Raw genomic sequence first — 17919 nt, forward strand, 5'->3', positions numbered from 1 at the left:
AGACAGCATGGCTCAGCTTCACGTCAATGGTTCGGTTTTGGAATTCGAGGCGGAGGGCGACACGCCGCTGCTATGGGTGCTGCGCGAGCAGCTGGGACTGACGGGCACCAAGTACGGCTGCGGCGTCGCGCAATGCGGCGCCTGCACGGTGCACATCGACGGCGAGGCCACGCGCAGCTGCGTGATGCCCATCTCGGCGCTCACCGCCAAGCAGAAGATCACCACCATCGAGGGCCTGTCCAAGGACGGCTCGCACCCGGTGCAGAAGGCCTGGGCGGCGCTGGACGTGCCGCAGTGCGGCTTTTGCCAGTCCGGCATGATCATGGCGGCCGCCGCGCTGCTCAAGCGGAAGCCGAAGGCCACCGATGCCGACATCGACGCGGCCATGACCAACATCTGCCGATGCGGCACCTACAACCGCGTGCGCGCCGCCATCAAGGTGGTGGCCAAGGGCGGCGATCCGAAATCGGCCGGCCTGGCCATCCAGCACGTGAACCCGCAGACCGGGAGCAAGGCATGAGCCGCGTAGAGACCTCGGCCTCGCGCCGCTCCTTCCTCAAGGGTTCCACGCTGGCGTTGGGCGGCCTGGTGGTGCCGTTCGCGATTCCCTTCGAGGCGCTGGCGCAGGACGGCATCCCGCCCGAGGTCAACGCCTGGGTGGTGGTGAAGCCGGACGACACCGTCGTGATTCGCATCGCCCGCTCCGAGATGGGGCAGGGCACGCTGACCGGCCTGGCGCAGCTGGTGGCCGAGGAGCTGGATGCGGATTGGGCCAAAGTGAAGACCGAGTACCCGTCGCCCGGCCAGAACCTGGCGCGCAAGCGCGTGTGGGGCAGCTTCTCCACCGGCGGCAGCCGGGGCATACGCGAGTCCAACGAATACGTGCGCAAGGGCGGCGCCACCGCGCGCATGATGCTGGTGCAGGCCGCCGCCGATGAATGGAAGGTGCCCGCCGCCGAGTGCCGCGCCGCGAACAGCGTGATCACGCACACGCCGTCCGGCCGCACGGTCACCTATGGCAAGGTGGCCGCCGCCGCCGGCAAGCTGACGCCGCCCGCCGAGGTGGCGCTGAAGGACCCGAAGGACTGGAAGCTGGCCGGCAAGCGCCTGGCGCGCCTGGACACGGTGGACAAGACCACCGGCGCGCAGGTGTACGGCATGGACATCAAGATGCCCGGCATGCTGAACGCGGCGATCAAGGATTGCCCGGTCTTCGGCGGCAAGGTGAAGAGCTTCGACGCCGCCGCCATCGCCGGCAAGCCGGGCGTGAAAAAGGTGGTGCAGGTGGGCGACAGCGCCGTGGCCGTGGTGGCGGACACCTGGTGGCGCGCGCGCACCGCGCTCGACGCGTTGCCCATCGTGTGGGACGAGGGCCCGAACGCCAAGCTCTCCAGCGCGGACATCGCGGCCATGCTGAAGGAGGGGCTGGACGCGCCCGAGGGCGTGGTGGGCAACAGCAACGGCGACGCCAGGGCGGCCATCGCCTCGTCCAGGCGCAAGGTGGAGGCGGTGTATTCCTATCCCTACCAGAACCACGCGACCATGGAGGTCTGCAACGCCACCGTGAAGTGGACGCCGGAGCGCTGTGAAGTCTGGACGCCGACGCAGAACGGCGAGGCGGCGCTGGCCGCCGCGTCCGAGGCGGCCGGCCTGCCGCCGGCCAAGTGCGAGGTGTACAAGATGCACCTGGGCGGCGGCTTCGGCCGGCGCGGCGCCACGCACGATTGGGTGCGCCAGGCGGTGGCCATCGCCAAGGAGATGCCGGGCGTCCCGGTCAAGCTGCTGTGGACCCGGGAGGAGGACATGCAGCATGGCCGCTACCATCCCGTCACGCAGTGCAAGCTGACGGCGGGGCTGGACGAGAAGGGCGAAATCACCGGCCTGCACATGCGCATCTCGGGGCAGTCCATCCTGGCGTCGCTGGGGCAGACGCTCAAGGACGGCAAGGACCCGGCCGTGTTCCAGGGCCTGAACGCGCCGGGACCGGAGGCGTCGATAGGCTACAGCTTCCCCAACCTGCTGATCGACCACGCCATGCGCAATCCGCCGGTGCCGGCGGGCTTCTGGCGCGGCGTGAACCTGAACCAGAACACGATCTACCTGGAGTGCTTCCTGGACGAGGTGGCGCACGCCACCAAGCAGGACCCGCTGGCCCTGCGCCGCAAGCTGATGGTCAATCATCCCAAGCACCTGGCCGTGCTGAACGCGGTGGCCGCGAAGGCGGGATGGGGCAAGCCGGCGCCCAAGGGCGTGTTCCGCGGGCTGGCGCAGACCATGGGCTTCGGCAGCTATGTGGCGGCTTGCGCGGAGGTTTCCGTCAGCAAGACGGGCAAGCTGAAGATCCACCGCATTGTCGCGGCCACGGACCCGGGACATGCGGTGAATCCGCAGCAGATCGAGGCGCAGGTGGAGGGGTCGTTTGTTTATGGCCTGTCCGCCGCGCTGCACGGCGAGTGCACGCTCAAGGACGGCCGCGTCGAGCAGACCAACTTCGACACCTATGTGCCGCTGAAGATGGACGAGATGCCGAAGGTGGAGACCATCGTCGTGGCGTCCGGCGGCTTCTGGGGCGGGGTGGGCGAGCCGACCATCGCGGTGGCCGCGCCGGCGGTGCTGAACGCGATCTTCGCCGCCACCGGCAAGCGCATACGGAACTTGCCGTTGAAGGATCAGAGCCTGAAGAAGGCGTAGAGCGGGAGACCGTCATGCGCAAGTGGCTGGTCTGGCTGACTTGGATTCCCGCCAGCGCGGGAATGACGTTGGTAGCGCAGGCGGCGCAGGTCCGGGCGGCCGATGGCGGGGCGATGTCGGTGCCGCTGCCCGGCGCGGCGGCGGGCGACGCGGCGCGGGGACGCGCCATCGTCGCGAACCGGCAGGTGGGCCTGTGCCTGCTGTGCCACACCGGCCCGATTCCGGAGGAGCGCTTCCAGGGCGACCTGGCGCCGGACTTGGCCGGGGCGGGTGACCGCTCCACCGCCGCGCAGTTGCGCCAGCGCCTGGTGGACGCCGGCAGCATGAACCCCGCCACCATCATGCCGTCCTACTACAAGACCGACGGCCTGGAAAAAGTGGGCGCCAACTTTAAAGGCAAGACCATCCTCACCGCGCAGCAGATCGAGGACGTGGTCGCCTATCTGCAAACCCTGCGCGCACAACCGGGAGCGGCGCCATGAAAACCAGTGTGGATGATAGTCCGGCCCCGCGAGCGGCCCGCAGGCGCGGCGTGGATGGCGCTGATGGCGGCGGCGGCGCGGCCAAGCGGCGTGGCCTGCTGCGCGCGGCGGCGGCGCTGCCGTTGCTGGCGCTGGTCCGCCCCGCCTCCGCCACGCCGGAGGAGCTGCGCGCCGCCATCGCCGCCTTCACCGGCGGCGACTCGCCGAAAACCGGCAAAGTCACCTTCGACATCGCCAAACTGATCGACAACGGCAACGCCGTCCCCGTCACCATCCGCGTCGAGAGCCCGATGACCGCCGCCGACCACGTGACGGCCATCGCCATCTTCAACGAGCGCAACCCGGAAACCGACATCGCGCGCTTCACGCTGACGGCGCGCAGCGGCAAGGCGGAAGTGTCCACCCGCATCCGGCTCGCCACGTCGCAGAAGCTGGTCGCCATCGCGCGCCTGAGCGACGGCAGCCACTGGCAGCAGACGGCGGACGTGATCGTCGCGCTGGCGGCCTGCATCGAAGGGGAGGCCATGTGATGGCGCGGGCGCTGATACACATGCCGGCCACGGCGCGCAAGGGCGAGGTGATCGAGATCCGCGCGCTGATCGGGCATCCGATGGAAACCGGCTACCGCCCCGGCGCGGACGGCAAGCTGCTGCCGCGCGACATCCTCACGCGGTTCACCTGCCGCTACAACGGCGAGGTGGTGTTCAGCGCCGAATTGCATCCGGCGGTTTCCGCCAACCCCTACATCGCGTTCCACACCGTGGCCACGGAGAGCGGCACGCTGGAATTCAGCTGGCAGGGCGACAGCGGCTTCGCGCAGACGGAGAAGATGCCGATCGCGGTGGACGCGCCATGAGGCGCCTCTCGGCCGCCGCGCTGATAGGCGTCCTTGCCGGCGCCGTCCACGGCGCGGAACCATCACCCCGCAAATCCGGCGCGGACTTCATGAGCCCCTCCACCCAGGCCATGCAGCGCGACGACACGCAAAACCCCGCCATGCTGTGGATACAGGGCGGCGAGGCCCTGTGGAACGCCAAGGCCGGCAAGGCCGACCGCTCCTGCGCCAGCTGCCACGGCGACGCCAGGACCAGCATGCGCGGCGTGGCGGCGCGCTATCCCGCCTTCGACCGCGCCGCCGGCAAGGCCATCACGCTGGGCCAGCGCATCGACATGTGCCGCCAGGGCGCGCAGCAGGCGCCCGCGCTCAAACCCGAGAGCGACGACCTGCTCAGCCTCGAAAGCCACGTGGCCATGCAGTCGCGCGGCATGCCCATGGCGCCGCCCCGCGACCCCGGCACCAGGGCGGCCGCCGAGCGGGGCCGCCAGCTGTACACGCGGCGAATAGGCCAGCTGAATTTGTCCTGCGCCCAGTGCCACGACGACAACTGGGGCCGCAAGCTGGCCGGCGCCACCATCCCCCAGGGGCATGCGAACGCCTATCCGATCTACCGCCTGGAATGGCAGGCCATGGGATCGCTGCAGCGGCGCCTGCGCAACTGCATGAGCGGCGTGCGCGCGGAGGTGCCGGCTTTCGGCGCGCAGGAACTGGTGGACCTGGAAGCTTATCTCGCCCTGCGCGCCCACGGCATGCCGCTGGAAACGCCGGGCGTCCGTCCTTGAGGGAGGCGATATGCAAGCAAGATTGTTGATTTCGTTGCTGGCGCTGGCGTGCGCCGCGCAGGTTGGCGCCGCCGAGACCCCGCCGCCGGGCGCGCGGCTCGCGGCCAATTGCGCGGCGTGCCACGGCACCAACGGCGCCACGCTGGGCAACGCGCTGCCGCCGCTGGCGGGGCAGCCGAAGGAGACGCTGCTCGCGTCGCTGCTGGCCTACAAGGCCGGCACCCGCAGCGCGACCATCATGACGCAGATCGCCAAGGGGTACACGGACGAGCAGCTGGCGCAGCTGGCGGCCTTCTTCGCCGGACAACCGGTCCCATCCATCAAACCAACGGCAGATGCCGGGGACAGACCCGTTGGGTCTGTCCCCAGGGGTACGCCTCTGGTTTTGGTCAGCGCAGGGAGCCAGCCATGAAGCGCCGCCAGTTCCTGCAAACGGCCGGCGGCGGCATCGCGCTCGCCTCGCTCGGCGGCTGCGCCTCCTTCACCGGCCAGGCCAGGCCGCGGGTGGTTGTGGTGGGCGGCGGCTACGGCGGCGCCACGGCCGCGAAATACGTCCGCATGTGGAGCGACGGCGGCATCGACGTCACGCTGGTCGACCCCAACCCCAGCTTCATCTCCTGCCCGCTCTCCAACCTCGTGCTGGGCGGCTCCATGCAACTGGCCGACCTCACGCTCGGCCACGACGGCCTCGCGCGCAAGCACGGCGTGCGCCTGCTGCGCGACACGGCGGTCGCCATCGACGCCGAAAAGCGCACCGTCAAGCTGGCCAGCGGCGCCACGCTCCCCTACGACCGCCTGATCCTCTCCCCCGGCATCGAATTCCTGTGGAACCAGCTCCCCGGCATGCGGGCGCCCGGCGCGCGCGACCGTATCCTGCACGCCTGGAAGGCCGGTCCGCAGACCACCGCCCTGCGCGCGCAACTGGAGGCCATGCCGGACGGCGGCGTCTACGCCATGACGGTGCCCCCGGCGCCATACCGCTGCCCTCCCGGCCCCTATGAACGCGCATGCCAGGTGGCCCACTACTTCAGCCGCAGCAAGCCGAAATCCAAGGTGCTGCTGCTGGACGCCAACGAGGACGTGGTCTCCAAGGGCGCGCTGTTCAAGAAGATCTGGAAGGACCGCTACGCCGGCATCATCGACTACCGCCCCAGCTTCCGCACGGCGGACATCGACGCCGGCGCCAACACCGCCATCTCCGAACTGGGCGACCGCGTGCGGGCCGACGTGCTGAACGTGGTGCCGCCGCAGGGCGCGGGCGCCATCGCCGTGGACGCCGGCCTGGCCAACGCCAACGGCCGCTGGTGCGGGGTGGACTTCGTCACCTTCGAATCCACCGCCGCGAGGCACATCCACGTGCTGGGCGACGCCATCCAGGTTTCGCCGCTGATGCCCAAGTCGGCCCACATGGCCAACCAGCACGCCAAGGTGTGCGCCGCCGCCGTGGTGGACCTGCTGTCCGGCCGCGCGCCGGAACCCAAGCCCATGCTGACCAACACCTGCTACAGCTTCGTCTCCGACCGCGACGTGATCCACGTCGCCTCGGTGCACGCCTACGACGCGGACAGGAAGACGCTGCTGGTGGTGCCCGGCTCAGGAGGCGTATCGGCCGCCGCGAACGAAACGGAGGGCGTGTACGCGATGAGCTGGGCGCGCAATATTTGGGCCGACACGCTGGCCTGACGACGGCGCGGGCGGCTGCTGCCCGTGCGTGTGGTACTTGCGCTGCAGCGCCTCGGCGGCCGCCACCAGGCCGCGGTATTGCGCCACCTCGCCGAACAGCGAGCGCGCGATGTCGCGGCCCAGGTGGCGGTAGCTCTCGAACTGGTCCTCGCCGTAAAACTGGTCGCCGGTGGGCTCGTGCGGGAAGGCCTCGTGCAGCGATTTGTACTGCAGCACCGAGGTCTCCTCCTTGCCTGTCATGGAGGCCTTCAGGTAGATGAACACGCCGAAATGGCCGTCGCCGTAGTCGATCCTGCCGACGGCGAAGCGGCGCCGCCCCCAGCGCGAGGCGTTGTCGCCGATGACCTCGCTCACGTCCAACTCCAGCTTCACGCCGAAGTCGATCTCGCACATGCGTATCAGCCGGCCCAGGCCCTCGAAGCGGAAGTAGCGGTCGCACTCGGCGTCGCTGACGATGACGACGCGGCACTTGCGCCGTATCAGCTCGTACGCGGCCAGGTTCTCGAAGTGGCCGCCGTCCGAGATCATCAGGTAGTTGGACTTGGCCTCGGCCGCGCCGAACAGCTCCTTCACCAGGTAGCGCACGCTGAACTGCGGCGAGGGCCGCGTGATGTGGGCCAGCTTGGGATTGGGGAACCACCATCCCAGCCGCACGTTGAACATGGTGAGCAGGAAGGCGGTGCCGGGCGAGGTGTGGTAGCCCATGTTGGGGCTGGCCGCCGCGCCGGACACGGAGATCGCCTGCGCCAAGGTGGGCCGCGCCTTGCTGCCGCAATAGTGCGCCATGGCGCGGTAGCCCAGCGGCTGGTAGCCGCCGCAGTCGGTGCGGATGTAGTAGCCGCTGCCGGCCTGGTAGGGCGTCATCGAGAACGAGGCCGCGTGGCGCGCGTGCAGCGACAGGTCGCTCGATCCGCCCAGGTTCAGCGCGCAGCTGACGATGTGCAGCGGCCCGGCCGGTGCCCGCTGCGGCCCGGTGGTGGGCGTGAGCCCCTCGCCGGCCAGCGCCGGCATCGGCAGGTCGTCCTCGTCGTCGAACAGCGTGAAGCGCTGCGGCGAGCGCTCGCGCGGCACGAAGCGCGAGGCGCCCAGGTAGCAGCGCGACAGCCGGCCGCGGTAGAAGGAATTGAGGTTGAAGACGTTGATGTCCACCCGCCAGCCGAACACGGCGGCGGCGGCCAGCACGCCCGCCAGGATGCCCTGCACCATCGCCGCGCGCGGATACTCCATGTCCAGCCAGTAGTAGCGCTGGATGTCCCTCAGCGAGCAGCAGCTGTCGTAGGCGACGTGCAGCAGGATCAGGTGCAGCAGCGCGGAAATGCCGACCACCAGCCCGCCGATGAACACATACGGGCCGACGATGGCGACCGCGTTCAGCGCCTTGCCCTTGTTGGTGATCTCGCCCTCCGTGCCCTTCAGGGTGCGGGTGCTGGCCGCGTTCCCCGCCAGCAGGCCGGCCAGCGTGCCGCTGACCCAGGTGCCGAGGGCGGACCAGCTCAGCCAGTTGCTGTCCAGCGCCATGGCCAGCCACAGCGGGCCGAAGATGGCGGCCACCGCCACCAGCATCCACGCCGCGCCGTACACCAGCATCCACGCGCCCAGGCGCGACCACCATTCGCGTATGCCCTCGGGCGAGCGGCGGCCCATCATCCCCATCTGCACCACGATGGTCAGCGAGAACGCGTACAGCACCAGCGCCGGCCCCCACACCACCGCGTAGTGCGCGCCCTGGTTGAAGCCGCCCTGGTCCGGCAGCGCGGCCCACTTGTGCATCAACAGCATGATGGCGCTGAGCAGCGCGTGCAGCACCAGCATGGCGGGAATCGGCGCCAGCAGCGCCGCCCACAGGCTGCGCTTTTGCGGAATGCGGGAAAAGTAGGACAGCGGCCACAGCGCCACGAAGGTGATGGCCAGCGGGAACGGCCAGTAGCGCCAGCCCTGGGTGAGGAACTGGCCGAAGGTGGCAAAGCCGCGCAGCGCCGTGGCCTGGTGCGCGCCCGTGGTGAGGCCCCACATGACGGCGGCCAGGAAGTAGGAGGTGAGCATCAGCGGCACGATCACCAGCGCCTGCGTCAGGCCCTGGCCGTAGTCGATGCGGCGCGGCGTGCGGGTGGTGATCCAGCCCGGGATGATGTGGCGCGCCGCGTGCATCAGCGGCCCGGCCAGCCGCACCCCCACCGGCAGCATGAACAGTCCCGCGAACACGGCCGGTATGGCCGCCAGCACGGACACCCACAGGCTGTTCACCCGGTCCTCGAATGGATCGTAGCCGTACAGCGCGCAGATGAAGCCCAGCGCCACCAGGCAAAGGTAGGAGCAGGTGAGCCCCAGCGCCCATTCGCGGGCGCGCAGGTAGCTGACGTCGCGCCGCGTGGTCAGGCGCCAGTGGTTGGCGGCGATGCCGGAAACGGCGGTCACGAACAGCACCACCGTGACCCAGCGCCACGGACCCACGGTGGGCCAGGCCAGGAAGGGCTCGTGCAGCAGGCGCGGCAGCAACAGCAGCGCGGCGATGCACAGGATGACGGTGACCTGCACCAGCAGCGCGTTGCGGATCCAGGTGGTCAGCATGGTCCACGAGTCCGCGCTGAAGATGCCGAAATTGGGCGACAGGTAGTTGGAGTAGCTGCGCAGGTGGGCCACCGATTCGCGCCAGTTGGCGGCCTTGGAGAGCCAGTCCATGCCGGCCTCCACGTAGGCCTGGCGGTAGATGCGGTTGCCGGCGATGCGGGTGGGGATCTCGTTGTTCTCGGCGGCCGCCTTGCGGTCCGCAGCGCGCTGGCAGTTCGCGCTCAGCCAGGCGCCGATGTAGCCGCCGCCGGACACGGTGGACAGGTAGTCGACGCCGTGCAGCCGGTCCTGCTCCTTGAGCGCCTCCAGCACGCCCAGGCCGAAGGTGGCGCTGCGGATGCCGCCGCCGGACAGCGCCAGGCCCACCAGGCTGTCCTCCACCGCCGCGCGGCCGGGCTGCGGCTCGCCGTCCTTGAGCTGCATGGCGCGGCGCAGGGCGACGTTGCGCAACTCCTCGTCCAGCACGTGCGGCGGTATCCAGTCGAAGTCGATGGCCATGGCGTCTCCAGGCGGGGCGGCAGTTTTCAAGTTAGTGCGGATTTGTTAAATGGATATACACACATTGTCACAAAGCCCAACTATTCGACCAATCGCCGCGCGCGGAGTTCCGGTTGTGGCGTATCGTCCACGCCGGCGGCGGCGGTCTCTTTCGCCAGCGCAATACGGGTCGGGTCCGCCGCGCCATGGGAACGCCGTGTCCCGCGTTGTTGAGCGTATCCTGAGCGCGATGGCGTGCGCACCGGAGAGCGCGCCGAAACAGGATCACGACCATGACAGACACCCGCCCCGACCTCCAGCTCGCCGTCCTGATCGGCCGCTTCCAGCCCTTCCACAACGGCCACGCCGCGCTGCTGCGCAAGGCCCTGGCCAGCGCGCCCAGGGCGGCCATCGTGCTCGGCTCGTCGTTCCACGCGCGCAGCGCGAAGAACCCTTTCACCGCCGACGAGCGCGCCGCGATGATAGGCGTGACGCTGAGCGAAGAGGAGCGCGGGCGCGTGACCTTCCTGCCCATCCGCGACTACTACGACGACCAGAAATGGAGCGCCGCCGTGCAACTGCGGGTGGAGGCGCTGGCGGGCGAGGGCGCGCAGATCGCGCTGGTCGGCCACTTCAAGGACGACTCCAGCTACTACCTCAACCACTTCCCGCAATGGCACCTGGTCGCCGTGGCGCGCGACGACAGCGCCGACGCCACCGCGCTGCGCCGCGCGCTGTTCGAGACCGAGGACATGGCGGTGACGCTGGAAGCCATCGCCAGCGAAGTGCCGCTCGCGGTGCGCCACTACCTGAAGGCGTGGACGCTGCTGCCGCACCACGCGCGGCTGGCCGAGGAACACGCCGCCATCGCCAAATACAAGGCCGAGTGGGCCCGCGCGCCATATCCGCCCATCTTCAGCACGGTGGACGCGGTGGTGGAGACGGCCGGCCACGTGCTGCTGGTGCAGCGCGGCGCGGCGCCCGGCAAGGGCCTGTGGGCGATCCCCGGCGGCTACCTCGAGCAGCGCGAGCGCGTGCTGGCCGGGGCGATCCGCGAGCTGCAAGAGGAAACCGGCCTATCGCTGCTGACGTCCACGCTGGAGGACGCGCTGGAGGACGTGCGGGTGTTCGACCACCCCGACCGCAGCCAGCGCGGCCGCACCATCACGCACGCCCACCACTTCAACCTGCGGCTCGACCACCTGCCCGAAGTGAAAGGCGCCGACGACGCCGCGCTGGCGGCATGGGTGCCGGTCGCGCAGCTGGCGTCGCTGGAAGACCGTCTCTACGACGACCACTTCCACATCCTCGCCCACTTCCTGCGCCTGCCCGAGTAAAGATAGTTGCCACAATAACATCGGTGTCAGGCGCGACATTCGGACATTTGTCCGAATGTCGCGCCTGACACCGATGTTTGTTTGATAAGTTATGTAGCGTGCAGGGCTTGCTCGAGCCAGCCGTAGCCGGCGCCGAACACGACCAGGCTGCCCGCCACCGGCGGGAACGCGAGGAAGTTGATTTCGTTTTCGGTGATGAACACTTGCGTGGCCGCCGGCGATAGCGCGGCGAAACTGGCGGCGTCGAGGGCGATGTCGGCCTGCCGCGCGCCGGGCAGGATGGCGAGGGCGTCGTCCAGCACGCGGAAGCGGATGCGCGCCGGCTTGTCGCGGAAGCCGTAGCGGGCGTTGAACTGGCCGGCGCCGGCGAACTCGGCTTCAACGGCGGACGGTTCCAGCGCCAGGTCCAGCAATTCGGCCTCAGCGGCTCCTTTGTTGCCCCGGTCCGATACCATGCCGGCCCGGTCCCTATGCGCGCGGAGCAGCGTGACGCGGATTTCCAGCGCGCACTGGCGCGGCTGCTGTCATCGCACGGTGCCGGTCCGGCCTGGATCGCCAGGTTCACCAGGGCCGGGCTGGTCCAAGTCCGCGCGGCGGTACAGCGGCACGCCCTTGTCCTGGATGTTTTGTTTCAGCGCCGGCCTGGTCACCTGTTCGAACAGCACCACATCCAGTTTGAACAGGATGGGCAGGTCATCCAGCATGTTCCACAGGCGCGAGAACTCGCGCTCCGTCATGGCCGGCGCGATGACGGCCAGGTCTATGTCGGAGTGCGGTTTATAGCCACCCGTCGCGCGCGAGCCGTGCACCAGAACCTCCTCCACTTCAGGGAATCGGGAGAATACCTCGGTGAGCGACTGGATGATCCGTTCGCTCAGCCCGAATCGCAGCGGCGCCGTTATGCCTTGATCCATGAGCGCATCTCCTGTGCCACCTCGTCGAACAGCGTCACACCTTCCGTCCGTACAAAGTTGTAGACCCGGATCGCCTGCGCCTCGTCATAGGTGTGGCTGGTGAGGTTGCGCATGCGGTGCAATTCGCTCCAGCTGTTGCCATCCTGGATCAAGCCCTGTTGCACGGCGCCCTGCAATGTTTCCTTGGCGTTCAGCGCGGTAATGTCCTTTGACTCCAGCCACAATTTGATCGCCTTCCAGGCCAGTTCGTACGTAAACTCGAAGCGCTGTATGGTCGCATCGCGGAGAAAGGAGCTCTCGGGCTGCGCGAGCGCCTCCTTCAGGCGCGCCAGCGCGGAAAGAAAATCGGTGGTGCGTTCGGTAAGCCGATCGGTCATGGCGATGTGTGTGCGGTGTATGGTGGACATTATATGCTCGCCGCCATTCCCCGGCGGGAGCTTGCGACAGATCAAACGCCGCCCCGCCGGCCGTGCCTAGAATGCCAGTTCCGCCTCGGGCGCGGCGGTCCCGCGCCTGGTCCGCATTCTCAACGCACATCCGGGTCCATCGCCATGTCCACTCCCAGCGTCAAATCCAAAGCGGGCGCCGCCCGCGGCCGCCAGCACTTCCTCTCCCTCCTCGACAAACTGCACGCCGCCCGCGCCGACTACGCCGCCTGGGAAAAGTCCGCCGCCACGCTGCGCGAACTGGCCGCGACCCGGCTCGGCCCACTGTCCGAGCAGTTCGGCGTCTACACGCGCCAGCTGATCATGGTGCTGGACCGCTCCCACAGCCACCGCGCGCTGAGCGAGGCCGAGCGCAAACTGGTGGCGGAGTCGATCTGCATGCTGGCCGACGGCGTGCTGCGCCAGGACGAGGACCCGGAGGTCAAGCAGCTCTACAACCGCTACAGCGGCGGCGATTTCGACCGCGAAATGGCGCAGCAGGAGGAGCGCATCAAGAAAATGATACGCGACGCCCACGCCGGCGCGCCCGAACCGGCCGGTGAGGCCGAGCTGGCGCGGCGCAAGGAGGTGGCGGCCCTGCACGGCAAGCTGCGCGCCGCCCTGCGCGCGCTGCCGCCGTCGGAACGGGTGGACTTGCTGCTGGAGCAGGCGGACGTGTTCTACATCGACGATTACCTCGAGGGCCTGCAGCTGACCGAGATCGAGCTCGAACAGCTCAGCCAGCCCGGCGTGGACTACCTGAGCGAGCAGCGCCTGCGGATCTGCAACGCGGCCATCGAGGACTACCTGGACGACCTGGAGTTCGACACCGTGGGCATCCAGTTCTCGCTGATCATGCAGCTGGGCCTGCCTGGCCGCGAGCCGCTGACGGAGGAGGCGGGCCGTCACTGCCTGCGGCAACAGCAGGCGCTGATCCAGAACCAACTGGACAACATCGCCTGCGACGTGGTCGACTTCCTGGACATCAACAAGCTGAAGGTGTGGCTGAGGGAAAAGCAGGAGTACAAGGAGAAGCACGTTGCCTTCTATCAATAATCAGCCCTGAGGCGCGTGCCATCATCGTCGAACCTTTCCTGAAGGACATGACGATGGAAAAACTGCTCCCCTACTACGAGCGCGAACTGGGCATGCTGCGCCGCGCCAGCCAGGAGTTCGCCGCCCGCTACCCCCGGCTCGCCGGCAACCTGCAAATGACCGGCGAGACCTGCGCCGACCCGCACGTCGAACGCCTGATCCAGGCCAACGCCTTCCTCAACGCCCGCGTCGCCAAGCTGCTCGACGACGACTACGCCAAGTTCACCGAGGCGCTGCTGGGCATGCTGTACCCGCACTACTTGCGGCCGATCCCGTCCATGGCGATCGCCCACGTGGCGTCCGGCGCCAAGGCGGCGGACGTCCGCGTCATCGAGCGCGGCGCGGAAATGATCACCGTCGAGGAGAAGGCGGTCTGCCGCTTCCGCACCGCCTACGACGTCGCCATCGCCCCCGTCACGCTCGCCGACGTGCGTTTCCATCCCTTCGTGCAGGCGCCCCCCGCGCTGATGCTGCCGATGAACGTGGTGTCCGCCATCAGCATCACCATCGCAGGCACGCAGCCGGAAGAACCGCTGGCGCGGCACGGCGCGCAACCGCTGCGCGTGTTCATCGACGGCGAACCCTCGCTGCGCGCCATGCTGCGCGACACGCTGTTCCTGCGCGCCTCCTGCGCCTTCGTCGAGGCGGGGGGACAGTGGCGCATGCTGGACAGGATTCCGCTGCGGCCCGCCGGCTACGCGGACACCGACGCGCTGCTGCCGGCCGGCGCCACCGAGCATCCCGCCTACCGGCTGCTCACCGAATACTTCGCCTTCCCGGAGAAGTTCGACTTCTTCGACATCGACCTCGACGCGATACTGCAAGCCTGCCCGCCGGCTTGCGCGCGGGTCACGCTGCACCTTGCGCTGAGGGACACGCGGCCCGACGGCGCCGCCGCCCGCGTGCTGCGCGCGCTCGGCCCCGGCAACCTGCTGCTGAACTGCACCCCCGTCATCAACCTGTTCCAGCACAGCGCCGACCCGATCCGCGTCACCCACATGCGCAGCAGCTACCCGCTGCTGCCGAGCGGCAGGGCCGCCGGCGACTGCGAGATTTACAGCATCGACCAGGTGAGCATGGCGCACGAGCGTGGCCCGGGCACGGCGGCCACCACCGTCACCGAGTTCATTCCCTACTACTCGCTGCGCCACGGCGAAAGCGCCAGCCGCAAGGGACACTACTGGATCGCGCGCCGCGACGAGGAGCCGGCGGGCGCCGGCCACGAATACACGCTGTCGCTGGTGGACCGCGACTTCGACCCGCTCGCGGACGCCGCCGGCGTCGCCTCCGTCGAGCTCACCTGCACCGACCGCGACCGCCCACACGCCCTCCAGTGCGGACGCCCCGCCGGCGACCTGCAGGCCGCGGCTGCGGCGGGAGTGCCGATCCGCCTGCTGCGCAAGCCCACCCAAACGCGGCGCCTCGCGGCCGGGCAAGGCGCGCACTGGGGTCTGATCGGCGGCCTGGCCCTCAACCACCGCTCGCTCACGCAGGAAGGCCTGCCCGCGCTGCGAGCGCTGCTGCGGCTGCACGCGCTGCCGGACAACCCGGTCTCCCAGCGCCAGATCGACGGCATCAAGGGTCTCGCCCAGCAACCCGGCACGGCGTGGCTGCGCACGCGCCAGGGCGCGGCCTATTTGCACGGCATCGAGATCCGCGTGACGCTGGACGAGGAAGCCTACGCCGGCACCGGCATCCACGTCTTCGCGCAGCTGCTGGACCACTTCTTCGGCCTGCACGCCCACATCAACAGCTACACGCAATTGACGGTGCTGTCCCACGCCAGCGGAAAGGAGCTACTGCCATGTCCACCACGGAACGGATCGCTGGCACTGGCGTAATCGGCCGGTTGCTGGAGGAGCCCCATTGCTTCGAATTCTTCCAGGCGGTGCGCCTGCTCGAAATGCTGCACGCGTCGCGGCCCGGCAAGCTGCGCTACCGCAACCGGATGTCGATGGCCTTCCCGCCCAGCCAACTGGAAGCGATCGAGCAAGGCGGCGAGGGCGACGGCGAGTCCACCGTCACCCTCACGCCCGCCTTCATGGGCCTGCTCGGCGCCAACGGCGCGCTGCCGCCCCAATACACGGAGCGCATCGCGGAATACGAGCAGCGCGAAGGAGACCCCGGCCCGCGCGCCTTCATCGACATGCTGTCCCAGCGCGCGCTGTCCATGTTCTACGAGGCGTGGACGCGGCACCGGCCCGAATGCCTGCCGGACGGCTTCCTGCCCATGCTGGCCGCGCTGGCTGGCGCGCGGCCCGCGACCGATGGCGTCATCCAGGAAGAGACACGCGCCCGCTACGCCGCCCAGTCCCGCGGCCGCGCGGTGCCGCCGGCCGCGCTGGCCGGTGTGCTGAGCGAATACTTCGGCGTGCCGTTCCAGGTGGAGCAACTGGTGCCGACCTGGGACAAGCTGCCGCCGCGGCACCAGGCGCAACTGGGCGTGGCGAACGTGGACCTGGACGCGGGCGTGCTGCTCGGCGAGCGCATGCACCGCTGCGACACGCTGGCGCGCATCCGCATCGGTCCCTTGGGGCGGGAGGATTTCGAACGCTTCCTGCCGCGCCAGGAATGCGCCGTGGCGCTGAAGTCCATGCTCGGCCTGTTCTGCGGCGCCAGCCTGACATACGAGATCCGCGTGGTGCTGCGCGCCGGCGACGTGCGGGGTGTAGGGCTATGCCGGGACGAGGCCTCCGGCGGCGCCAGGCTGGGCGTGAACGCGTTTCTGCTCGACGGCCCCTCGGAGCGGGATCGGGACGACGCGACCTATTTCATCAAGCCGTGATGAAGCGCATCCTTAAGACGGCGGCCTTCGATCGCTGGCTTCGAAATCTGAAGGATCGGGAGGCGCTGCGGCGCATCGCGGAACGGATCGATAGGGCGCGTACCGGCCACTTCGGCGATTGCTCCGTTATAGCGGACGGCGTCTCCGAAATGCGGATACACCATGGTCCTGGTTACAGGGTATATTTCACATTGCGCGGCGATGATTTGGTGATACTTTTGGCTGGGGGCAACAAGTCTACCCAGGCGCGCGACATACGGCTGGCTTTACAGCTTGCGCTGGACTTGCGGGGGCATCATGGCGGTTGAACTGACAGAGTGGAACAGCTCGGACTACTTGCTGACTAAGGAAGACATCGTTTCCTACCTCGAAATATGCTTCGAGGATGCCGGCGACGACCCGGAGTTCATTGCCCTTGCTTTTGAAAATATCCTGCATGCGCCAGGCATGAGCGGCATCGCCAGGGATGCCGGATTGGATCTAGCCGCCATGCGGAGCTTGGTGCCAGATGAGCGAGGCATCAGTTACCGCACGATGCTTGCAATAGCCAAATTGCTAGGTCTGAAGTTCCGTATCGAGCCGCTCGCCGCCTGAAAACGAAAGGGGGCTGGTAGTTTCCCAGCACCGCGCATGCTCCCTCGCCTCCCCACATGCACGGCGCCGAAAAACCCCAGCCCGTAAGAAGCAGTCTACGCCGTGACCCCGGCGCCCCCTACCGCAACGCAGGTGAAGTTTGTTCCACATCAAAGATGGCGGGCAAGCTTCGCTTGCCCAACATCAACGCCAGACTCCCCCGGCGGAGCGAAGATCGTCTTTCCAAAGTGCAACCAATTGTAGCCCTACTCAAGGAGCCCCTGTGGAAAGCGACCTCCTGGATTTCCTGGTGGCGGAGAACGACCTGGTCACCGCCAACCGCCCGCTGCGCCTGCGCCTGGACTATTCCGAACACGTCACGCGCGACATGCTGCTGCCGCAGCGCGTCTACGGCGACGAGACCGTCTGCGGCGGTTTCGAATACCGCATCCTGTGCGTCTCCACCCGCTTCGACCTGCCGCTGAAGGACCTGATCGCGCTGCCCGCCGCGATCGACTTCGTCACCGACAAGGGCACCCTGCGCAGCGTGTGCGGCGTGATCACCGAGGCCTCCGCCGGCGACAGCGACGGCGGCCTGGCCAGCTACCAGCTGGTGCTGCGCGACGCCCTCGCCCTGATGGAAAAACGGGTCAACACCCGCGTGTTCCGCCACAAGAACGAGGTCGACATCGTCAAGCTCATCGTCGGCGAATGGGTCATTAAAAACCCCAGGCTGGGCGTGGTGTTCAAGATGGAACTGGACTCCTGCTTCCACTTCCACAGCTACCCCGCGCGCGAATTCACCATGCAGCACAACGAGTCCGACGCCGCCTTCATCCGCCGGCTGCTCAAGCGGCGCGGCGTCGCCTGGTGCTTCCGCGCCGAGCACGGCGGCGAATTCCCCTTCCACACGCTGGTCCTGTTCAACAACCCCTACGGCCGGCCGGTCAGCCCCGCCGGCACCGTGCGCTACCACCGCGACAGCCCCACCGAGCAGCGCGACGCCGTCACCGCCTGGAGCGCCGTGCGCACGCTGCGGCCGGCCAGCGTTGGTTCCCACAGCTGGGACTACAAGCTGCCCACCTCCGGCGCGCTGCAGTCCTCGTGGGTCGAGAGCGGCGCCGATCAGGGCTGGTACGTCAAGGGCATGGCGGCCAGCCTGGACGACTACCAGGTCGAGACGCCGCACGCCGCCGACGGCGAGAACGACAAGCGGAGCCTGGGCCAGGCGCGCATGAAGCGGCACGACTACGAGGCCAAATGCTTCCA

The 17919-nt window shown here is 68.5% G+C and carries 19 protein-coding genes; 15 read left to right on the forward strand and 4 right to left on the reverse strand.

The window, feature by feature from the left end; genetic code table 11:
- The first annotated feature begins 7 nt into the window (after nucleotides 1-7).
- Genes BM436_RS29635 through BM436_RS29670 form a run of 8 tightly spaced genes read left to right on the forward strand, consistent with a single transcriptional unit; the run spans nucleotide 8 to nucleotide 6476 of the window.
- The gene (locus BM436_RS29635; protein WP_093559590.1) at nucleotides 8-520 is read left to right on the forward strand and encodes a (2Fe-2S)-binding protein; all 513 of its coding nucleotides are present in this window, start codon (nucleotides 8-10) and stop codon (nucleotides 518-520) included.
- A complete protein-coding gene (locus BM436_RS29640; RefSeq protein WP_093559592.1) occupies nucleotides 517-2691 on the forward strand; it encodes a xanthine dehydrogenase family protein molybdopterin-binding subunit in 2175 nt (724 codons plus the stop codon). The genes BM436_RS29635 and BM436_RS29640 overlap by 4 nt, the downstream gene beginning before the upstream one ends.
- Nucleotides 2692-2705: 14 nt before the next feature.
- Nucleotides 2706-3173 (forward strand): sulfur oxidation c-type cytochrome SoxX, encoded by a 468-nt coding sequence (gene soxX / locus BM436_RS29645; RefSeq protein ID WP_218164958.1) that lies wholly within the window; start codon nucleotides 2706-2708, stop codon nucleotides 3171-3173.
- Complete coding sequence (locus BM436_RS29650; protein ID WP_093559594.1) at nucleotides 3170-3703, forward strand: SoxY-related AACIE arm protein; 534 nt, start codon at nucleotides 3170-3172, stop codon at nucleotides 3701-3703. The genes soxX and BM436_RS29650 overlap by 4 nt, the downstream gene beginning before the upstream one ends.
- Nucleotides 3703-4029 (forward strand): thiosulfate oxidation carrier complex protein SoxZ, encoded by a 327-nt coding sequence (soxZ, locus tag BM436_RS29655; RefSeq protein WP_093559596.1) that lies wholly within the window; start codon nucleotides 3703-3705, stop codon nucleotides 4027-4029. The genes BM436_RS29650 and soxZ overlap by 1 nt, the downstream gene beginning before the upstream one ends.
- Nucleotides 4026-4793 carry a sulfur oxidation c-type cytochrome SoxA gene (gene soxA, locus BM436_RS29660; RefSeq protein WP_093559598.1) on the forward strand — a complete coding sequence of 256 codons (768 nt, stop codon included), beginning with the start codon at nucleotides 4026-4028 and terminating at the stop codon, nucleotides 4791-4793. The genes soxZ and soxA overlap by 4 nt, the downstream gene beginning before the upstream one ends.
- 10 nt (nucleotides 4794-4803) lie before the next feature.
- On the forward strand, nucleotides 4804-5205 hold the full coding sequence (locus BM436_RS29665; protein ID WP_093559600.1) for a c-type cytochrome: 402 nt from the start codon (nucleotides 4804-4806) through the stop codon (nucleotides 5203-5205).
- Nucleotides 5202-6476: an NAD(P)/FAD-dependent oxidoreductase gene (locus BM436_RS29670; RefSeq protein WP_093559602.1), complete on the forward strand. Its 1275-nt coding sequence runs from the start codon at nucleotides 5202-5204 to the stop codon at nucleotides 6474-6476. The genes BM436_RS29665 and BM436_RS29670 overlap by 4 nt, the downstream gene beginning before the upstream one ends.
- On the opposite strand, the gene BM436_RS29675 is transcribed toward BM436_RS29670, so the two are convergent.
- Nucleotides 6387-9542: a patatin-like phospholipase family protein gene (locus BM436_RS29675; RefSeq protein ID WP_093559604.1), complete on the reverse strand. Its 3156-nt coding sequence runs from the start codon at nucleotides 9540-9542 to the stop codon at nucleotides 6387-6389. The genes BM436_RS29670 and BM436_RS29675 overlap by 90 nt on opposite strands.
- Nucleotides 9543-9814: 272 nt before the next feature.
- Here BM436_RS29675 and BM436_RS29680 point away from each other — a divergent pair, with 272 nt between their 5' ends.
- On the forward strand, nucleotides 9815-10858 hold the full coding sequence (locus tag BM436_RS29680) for a bifunctional nicotinamide-nucleotide adenylyltransferase/Nudix hydroxylase (RefSeq protein WP_093559606.1): 1044 nt from the start codon (nucleotides 9815-9817) through the stop codon (nucleotides 10856-10858).
- An 89-nt stretch (nucleotides 10859-10947) separates the two neighbouring features.
- On the opposite strand, the gene BM436_RS29685 is transcribed toward BM436_RS29680, so the two are convergent.
- The 3 genes from BM436_RS29685 to BM436_RS29695 form a co-directional block, all read right to left on the reverse strand.
- Nucleotides 10948-11313: a Wadjet anti-phage system protein JetD domain-containing protein gene (locus BM436_RS29685; protein WP_093559608.1), complete on the reverse strand. Its 366-nt coding sequence runs from the start codon at nucleotides 11311-11313 to the stop codon at nucleotides 10948-10950.
- Nucleotides 11314-11382: 69 nt separating this feature from the next.
- The gene (locus BM436_RS29690) at nucleotides 11383-11772 is read right to left on the reverse strand and encodes a nucleotidyltransferase domain-containing protein (protein WP_093559610.1); all 390 of its coding nucleotides are present in this window, start codon (nucleotides 11770-11772) and stop codon (nucleotides 11383-11385) included.
- Nucleotides 11757-12179 carry an HI0074 family nucleotidyltransferase substrate-binding subunit gene (locus BM436_RS29695; protein WP_093559612.1) on the reverse strand — a complete coding sequence of 141 codons (423 nt, stop codon included), beginning with the start codon at nucleotides 12177-12179 and terminating at the stop codon, nucleotides 11757-11759. Before BM436_RS29695 ends, BM436_RS29690 begins: the two co-directional genes overlap by 16 nt.
- A gap of 144 nt (nucleotides 12180-12323) precedes the next feature.
- Between BM436_RS29695 and BM436_RS29700 the strand changes: the two genes are divergently transcribed.
- The 6 genes from BM436_RS29700 to BM436_RS29725 form a co-directional block, all read left to right on the forward strand.
- Nucleotides 12324-13253, forward strand: a complete 930-nt coding sequence (locus BM436_RS29700) for a hypothetical protein (protein WP_093559614.1) — start codon at nucleotides 12324-12326, stop codon at nucleotides 13251-13253.
- A 53-nt stretch (nucleotides 13254-13306) separates the two neighbouring features.
- Complete coding sequence (gene tssF, locus BM436_RS29705; RefSeq protein ID WP_093559628.1) at nucleotides 13307-15133, forward strand: type VI secretion system baseplate subunit TssF; 1827 nt, start codon at nucleotides 13307-13309, stop codon at nucleotides 15131-15133.
- Entirely contained in the window at nucleotides 15097-16077 is a 981-nt protein-coding gene (tssG, locus tag BM436_RS29710) for a type VI secretion system baseplate subunit TssG (RefSeq protein WP_093559616.1), read from the forward strand. Before tssF ends, tssG begins: the two co-directional genes overlap by 37 nt.
- Entirely contained in the window at nucleotides 16077-16385 is a 309-nt protein-coding gene (locus BM436_RS29715; protein WP_093559618.1) for a type II toxin-antitoxin system RelE/ParE family toxin, read from the forward strand. Before tssG ends, BM436_RS29715 begins: the two co-directional genes overlap by 1 nt.
- Entirely contained in the window at nucleotides 16375-16671 is a 297-nt protein-coding gene (locus BM436_RS29720) for a helix-turn-helix domain-containing protein (protein ID WP_093559620.1), read from the forward strand. The genes BM436_RS29715 and BM436_RS29720 overlap by 11 nt, the downstream gene beginning before the upstream one ends.
- 262 nt (nucleotides 16672-16933) lie before the next feature.
- On the forward strand, nucleotides 16934-17919 hold a 986-nt coding region (locus tag BM436_RS29725; protein ID WP_229490860.1), incomplete at its 3' end, for a type VI secretion system Vgr family protein.

The sequence above is a fragment of the Pseudoduganella namucuonensis genome (genome assembly GCF_900116645.1).
GTDB classification, from domain to species: Bacteria; Pseudomonadota; Gammaproteobacteria; order Burkholderiales; family Burkholderiaceae_D; genus Rugamonas; species Rugamonas namucuonensis.

What these genes read in the sequence shown, in the direction of transcription:
- BM436_RS29635 (WP_093559590.1), top strand. Translation starts at nt 8, where the DNA reads ATGGCTCAGCTTCACGTCAATGGTTCGGTTTTGGAATTCGAGGCGGAG.
- BM436_RS29640 (WP_093559592.1), top strand. Translation starts at nt 517, where the DNA reads ATGAGCCGCGTAGAGACCTCGGCCTCGCGCCGCTCCTTCCTCAAGGGT.
- soxX (WP_218164958.1), top strand. Translation starts at nt 2,706, where the DNA reads ATGCGCAAGTGGCTGGTCTGGCTGACTTGGATTCCCGCCAGCGCGGGA.
- BM436_RS29650 (WP_093559594.1), top strand. Translation starts at nt 3,170, where the DNA reads ATGAAAACCAGTGTGGATGATAGTCCGGCCCCGCGAGCGGCCCGCAGG.
- soxZ (WP_093559596.1), top strand. Translation starts at nt 3,703, where the DNA reads ATGGCGCGGGCGCTGATACACATGCCGGCCACGGCGCGCAAGGGCGAG.
- soxA (WP_093559598.1), top strand. Translation starts at nt 4,026, where the DNA reads ATGAGGCGCCTCTCGGCCGCCGCGCTGATAGGCGTCCTTGCCGGCGCC.
- BM436_RS29665 (WP_093559600.1), top strand. Translation starts at nt 4,804, where the DNA reads ATGCAAGCAAGATTGTTGATTTCGTTGCTGGCGCTGGCGTGCGCCGCG.
- BM436_RS29670 (WP_093559602.1), top strand. Translation starts at nt 5,202, where the DNA reads ATGAAGCGCCGCCAGTTCCTGCAAACGGCCGGCGGCGGCATCGCGCTC.
- BM436_RS29675 (WP_093559604.1), bottom strand. Translation starts at nt 9,542, where the DNA reads ATGGCCATCGACTTCGACTGGATACCGCCGCACGTGCTGGACGAGGAG.
- BM436_RS29680 (WP_093559606.1), top strand. Translation starts at nt 9,815, where the DNA reads ATGACAGACACCCGCCCCGACCTCCAGCTCGCCGTCCTGATCGGCCGC.
- BM436_RS29685 (WP_093559608.1), bottom strand. Translation starts at nt 11,313, where the DNA reads ATGGTATCGGACCGGGGCAACAAAGGAGCCGCTGAGGCCGAATTGCTG.
- BM436_RS29690 (WP_093559610.1), bottom strand. Translation starts at nt 11,772, where the DNA reads ATGGATCAAGGCATAACGGCGCCGCTGCGATTCGGGCTGAGCGAACGG.
- BM436_RS29695 (WP_093559612.1), bottom strand. Translation starts at nt 12,179, where the DNA reads ATGTCCACCATACACCGCACACACATCGCCATGACCGATCGGCTTACC.
- BM436_RS29700 (WP_093559614.1), top strand. Translation starts at nt 12,324, where the DNA reads ATGTCCACTCCCAGCGTCAAATCCAAAGCGGGCGCCGCCCGCGGCCGC.
- tssF (WP_093559628.1), top strand. Translation starts at nt 13,307, where the DNA reads ATGGAAAAACTGCTCCCCTACTACGAGCGCGAACTGGGCATGCTGCGC.
- tssG (WP_093559616.1), top strand. Translation starts at nt 15,097, where the DNA reads ATGTCCACCACGGAACGGATCGCTGGCACTGGCGTAATCGGCCGGTTG.
- BM436_RS29715 (WP_093559618.1), top strand. Translation starts at nt 16,077, where the DNA reads ATGAAGCGCATCCTTAAGACGGCGGCCTTCGATCGCTGGCTTCGAAAT.
- BM436_RS29720 (WP_093559620.1), top strand. Translation starts at nt 16,375, where the DNA reads ATGGCGGTTGAACTGACAGAGTGGAACAGCTCGGACTACTTGCTGACT.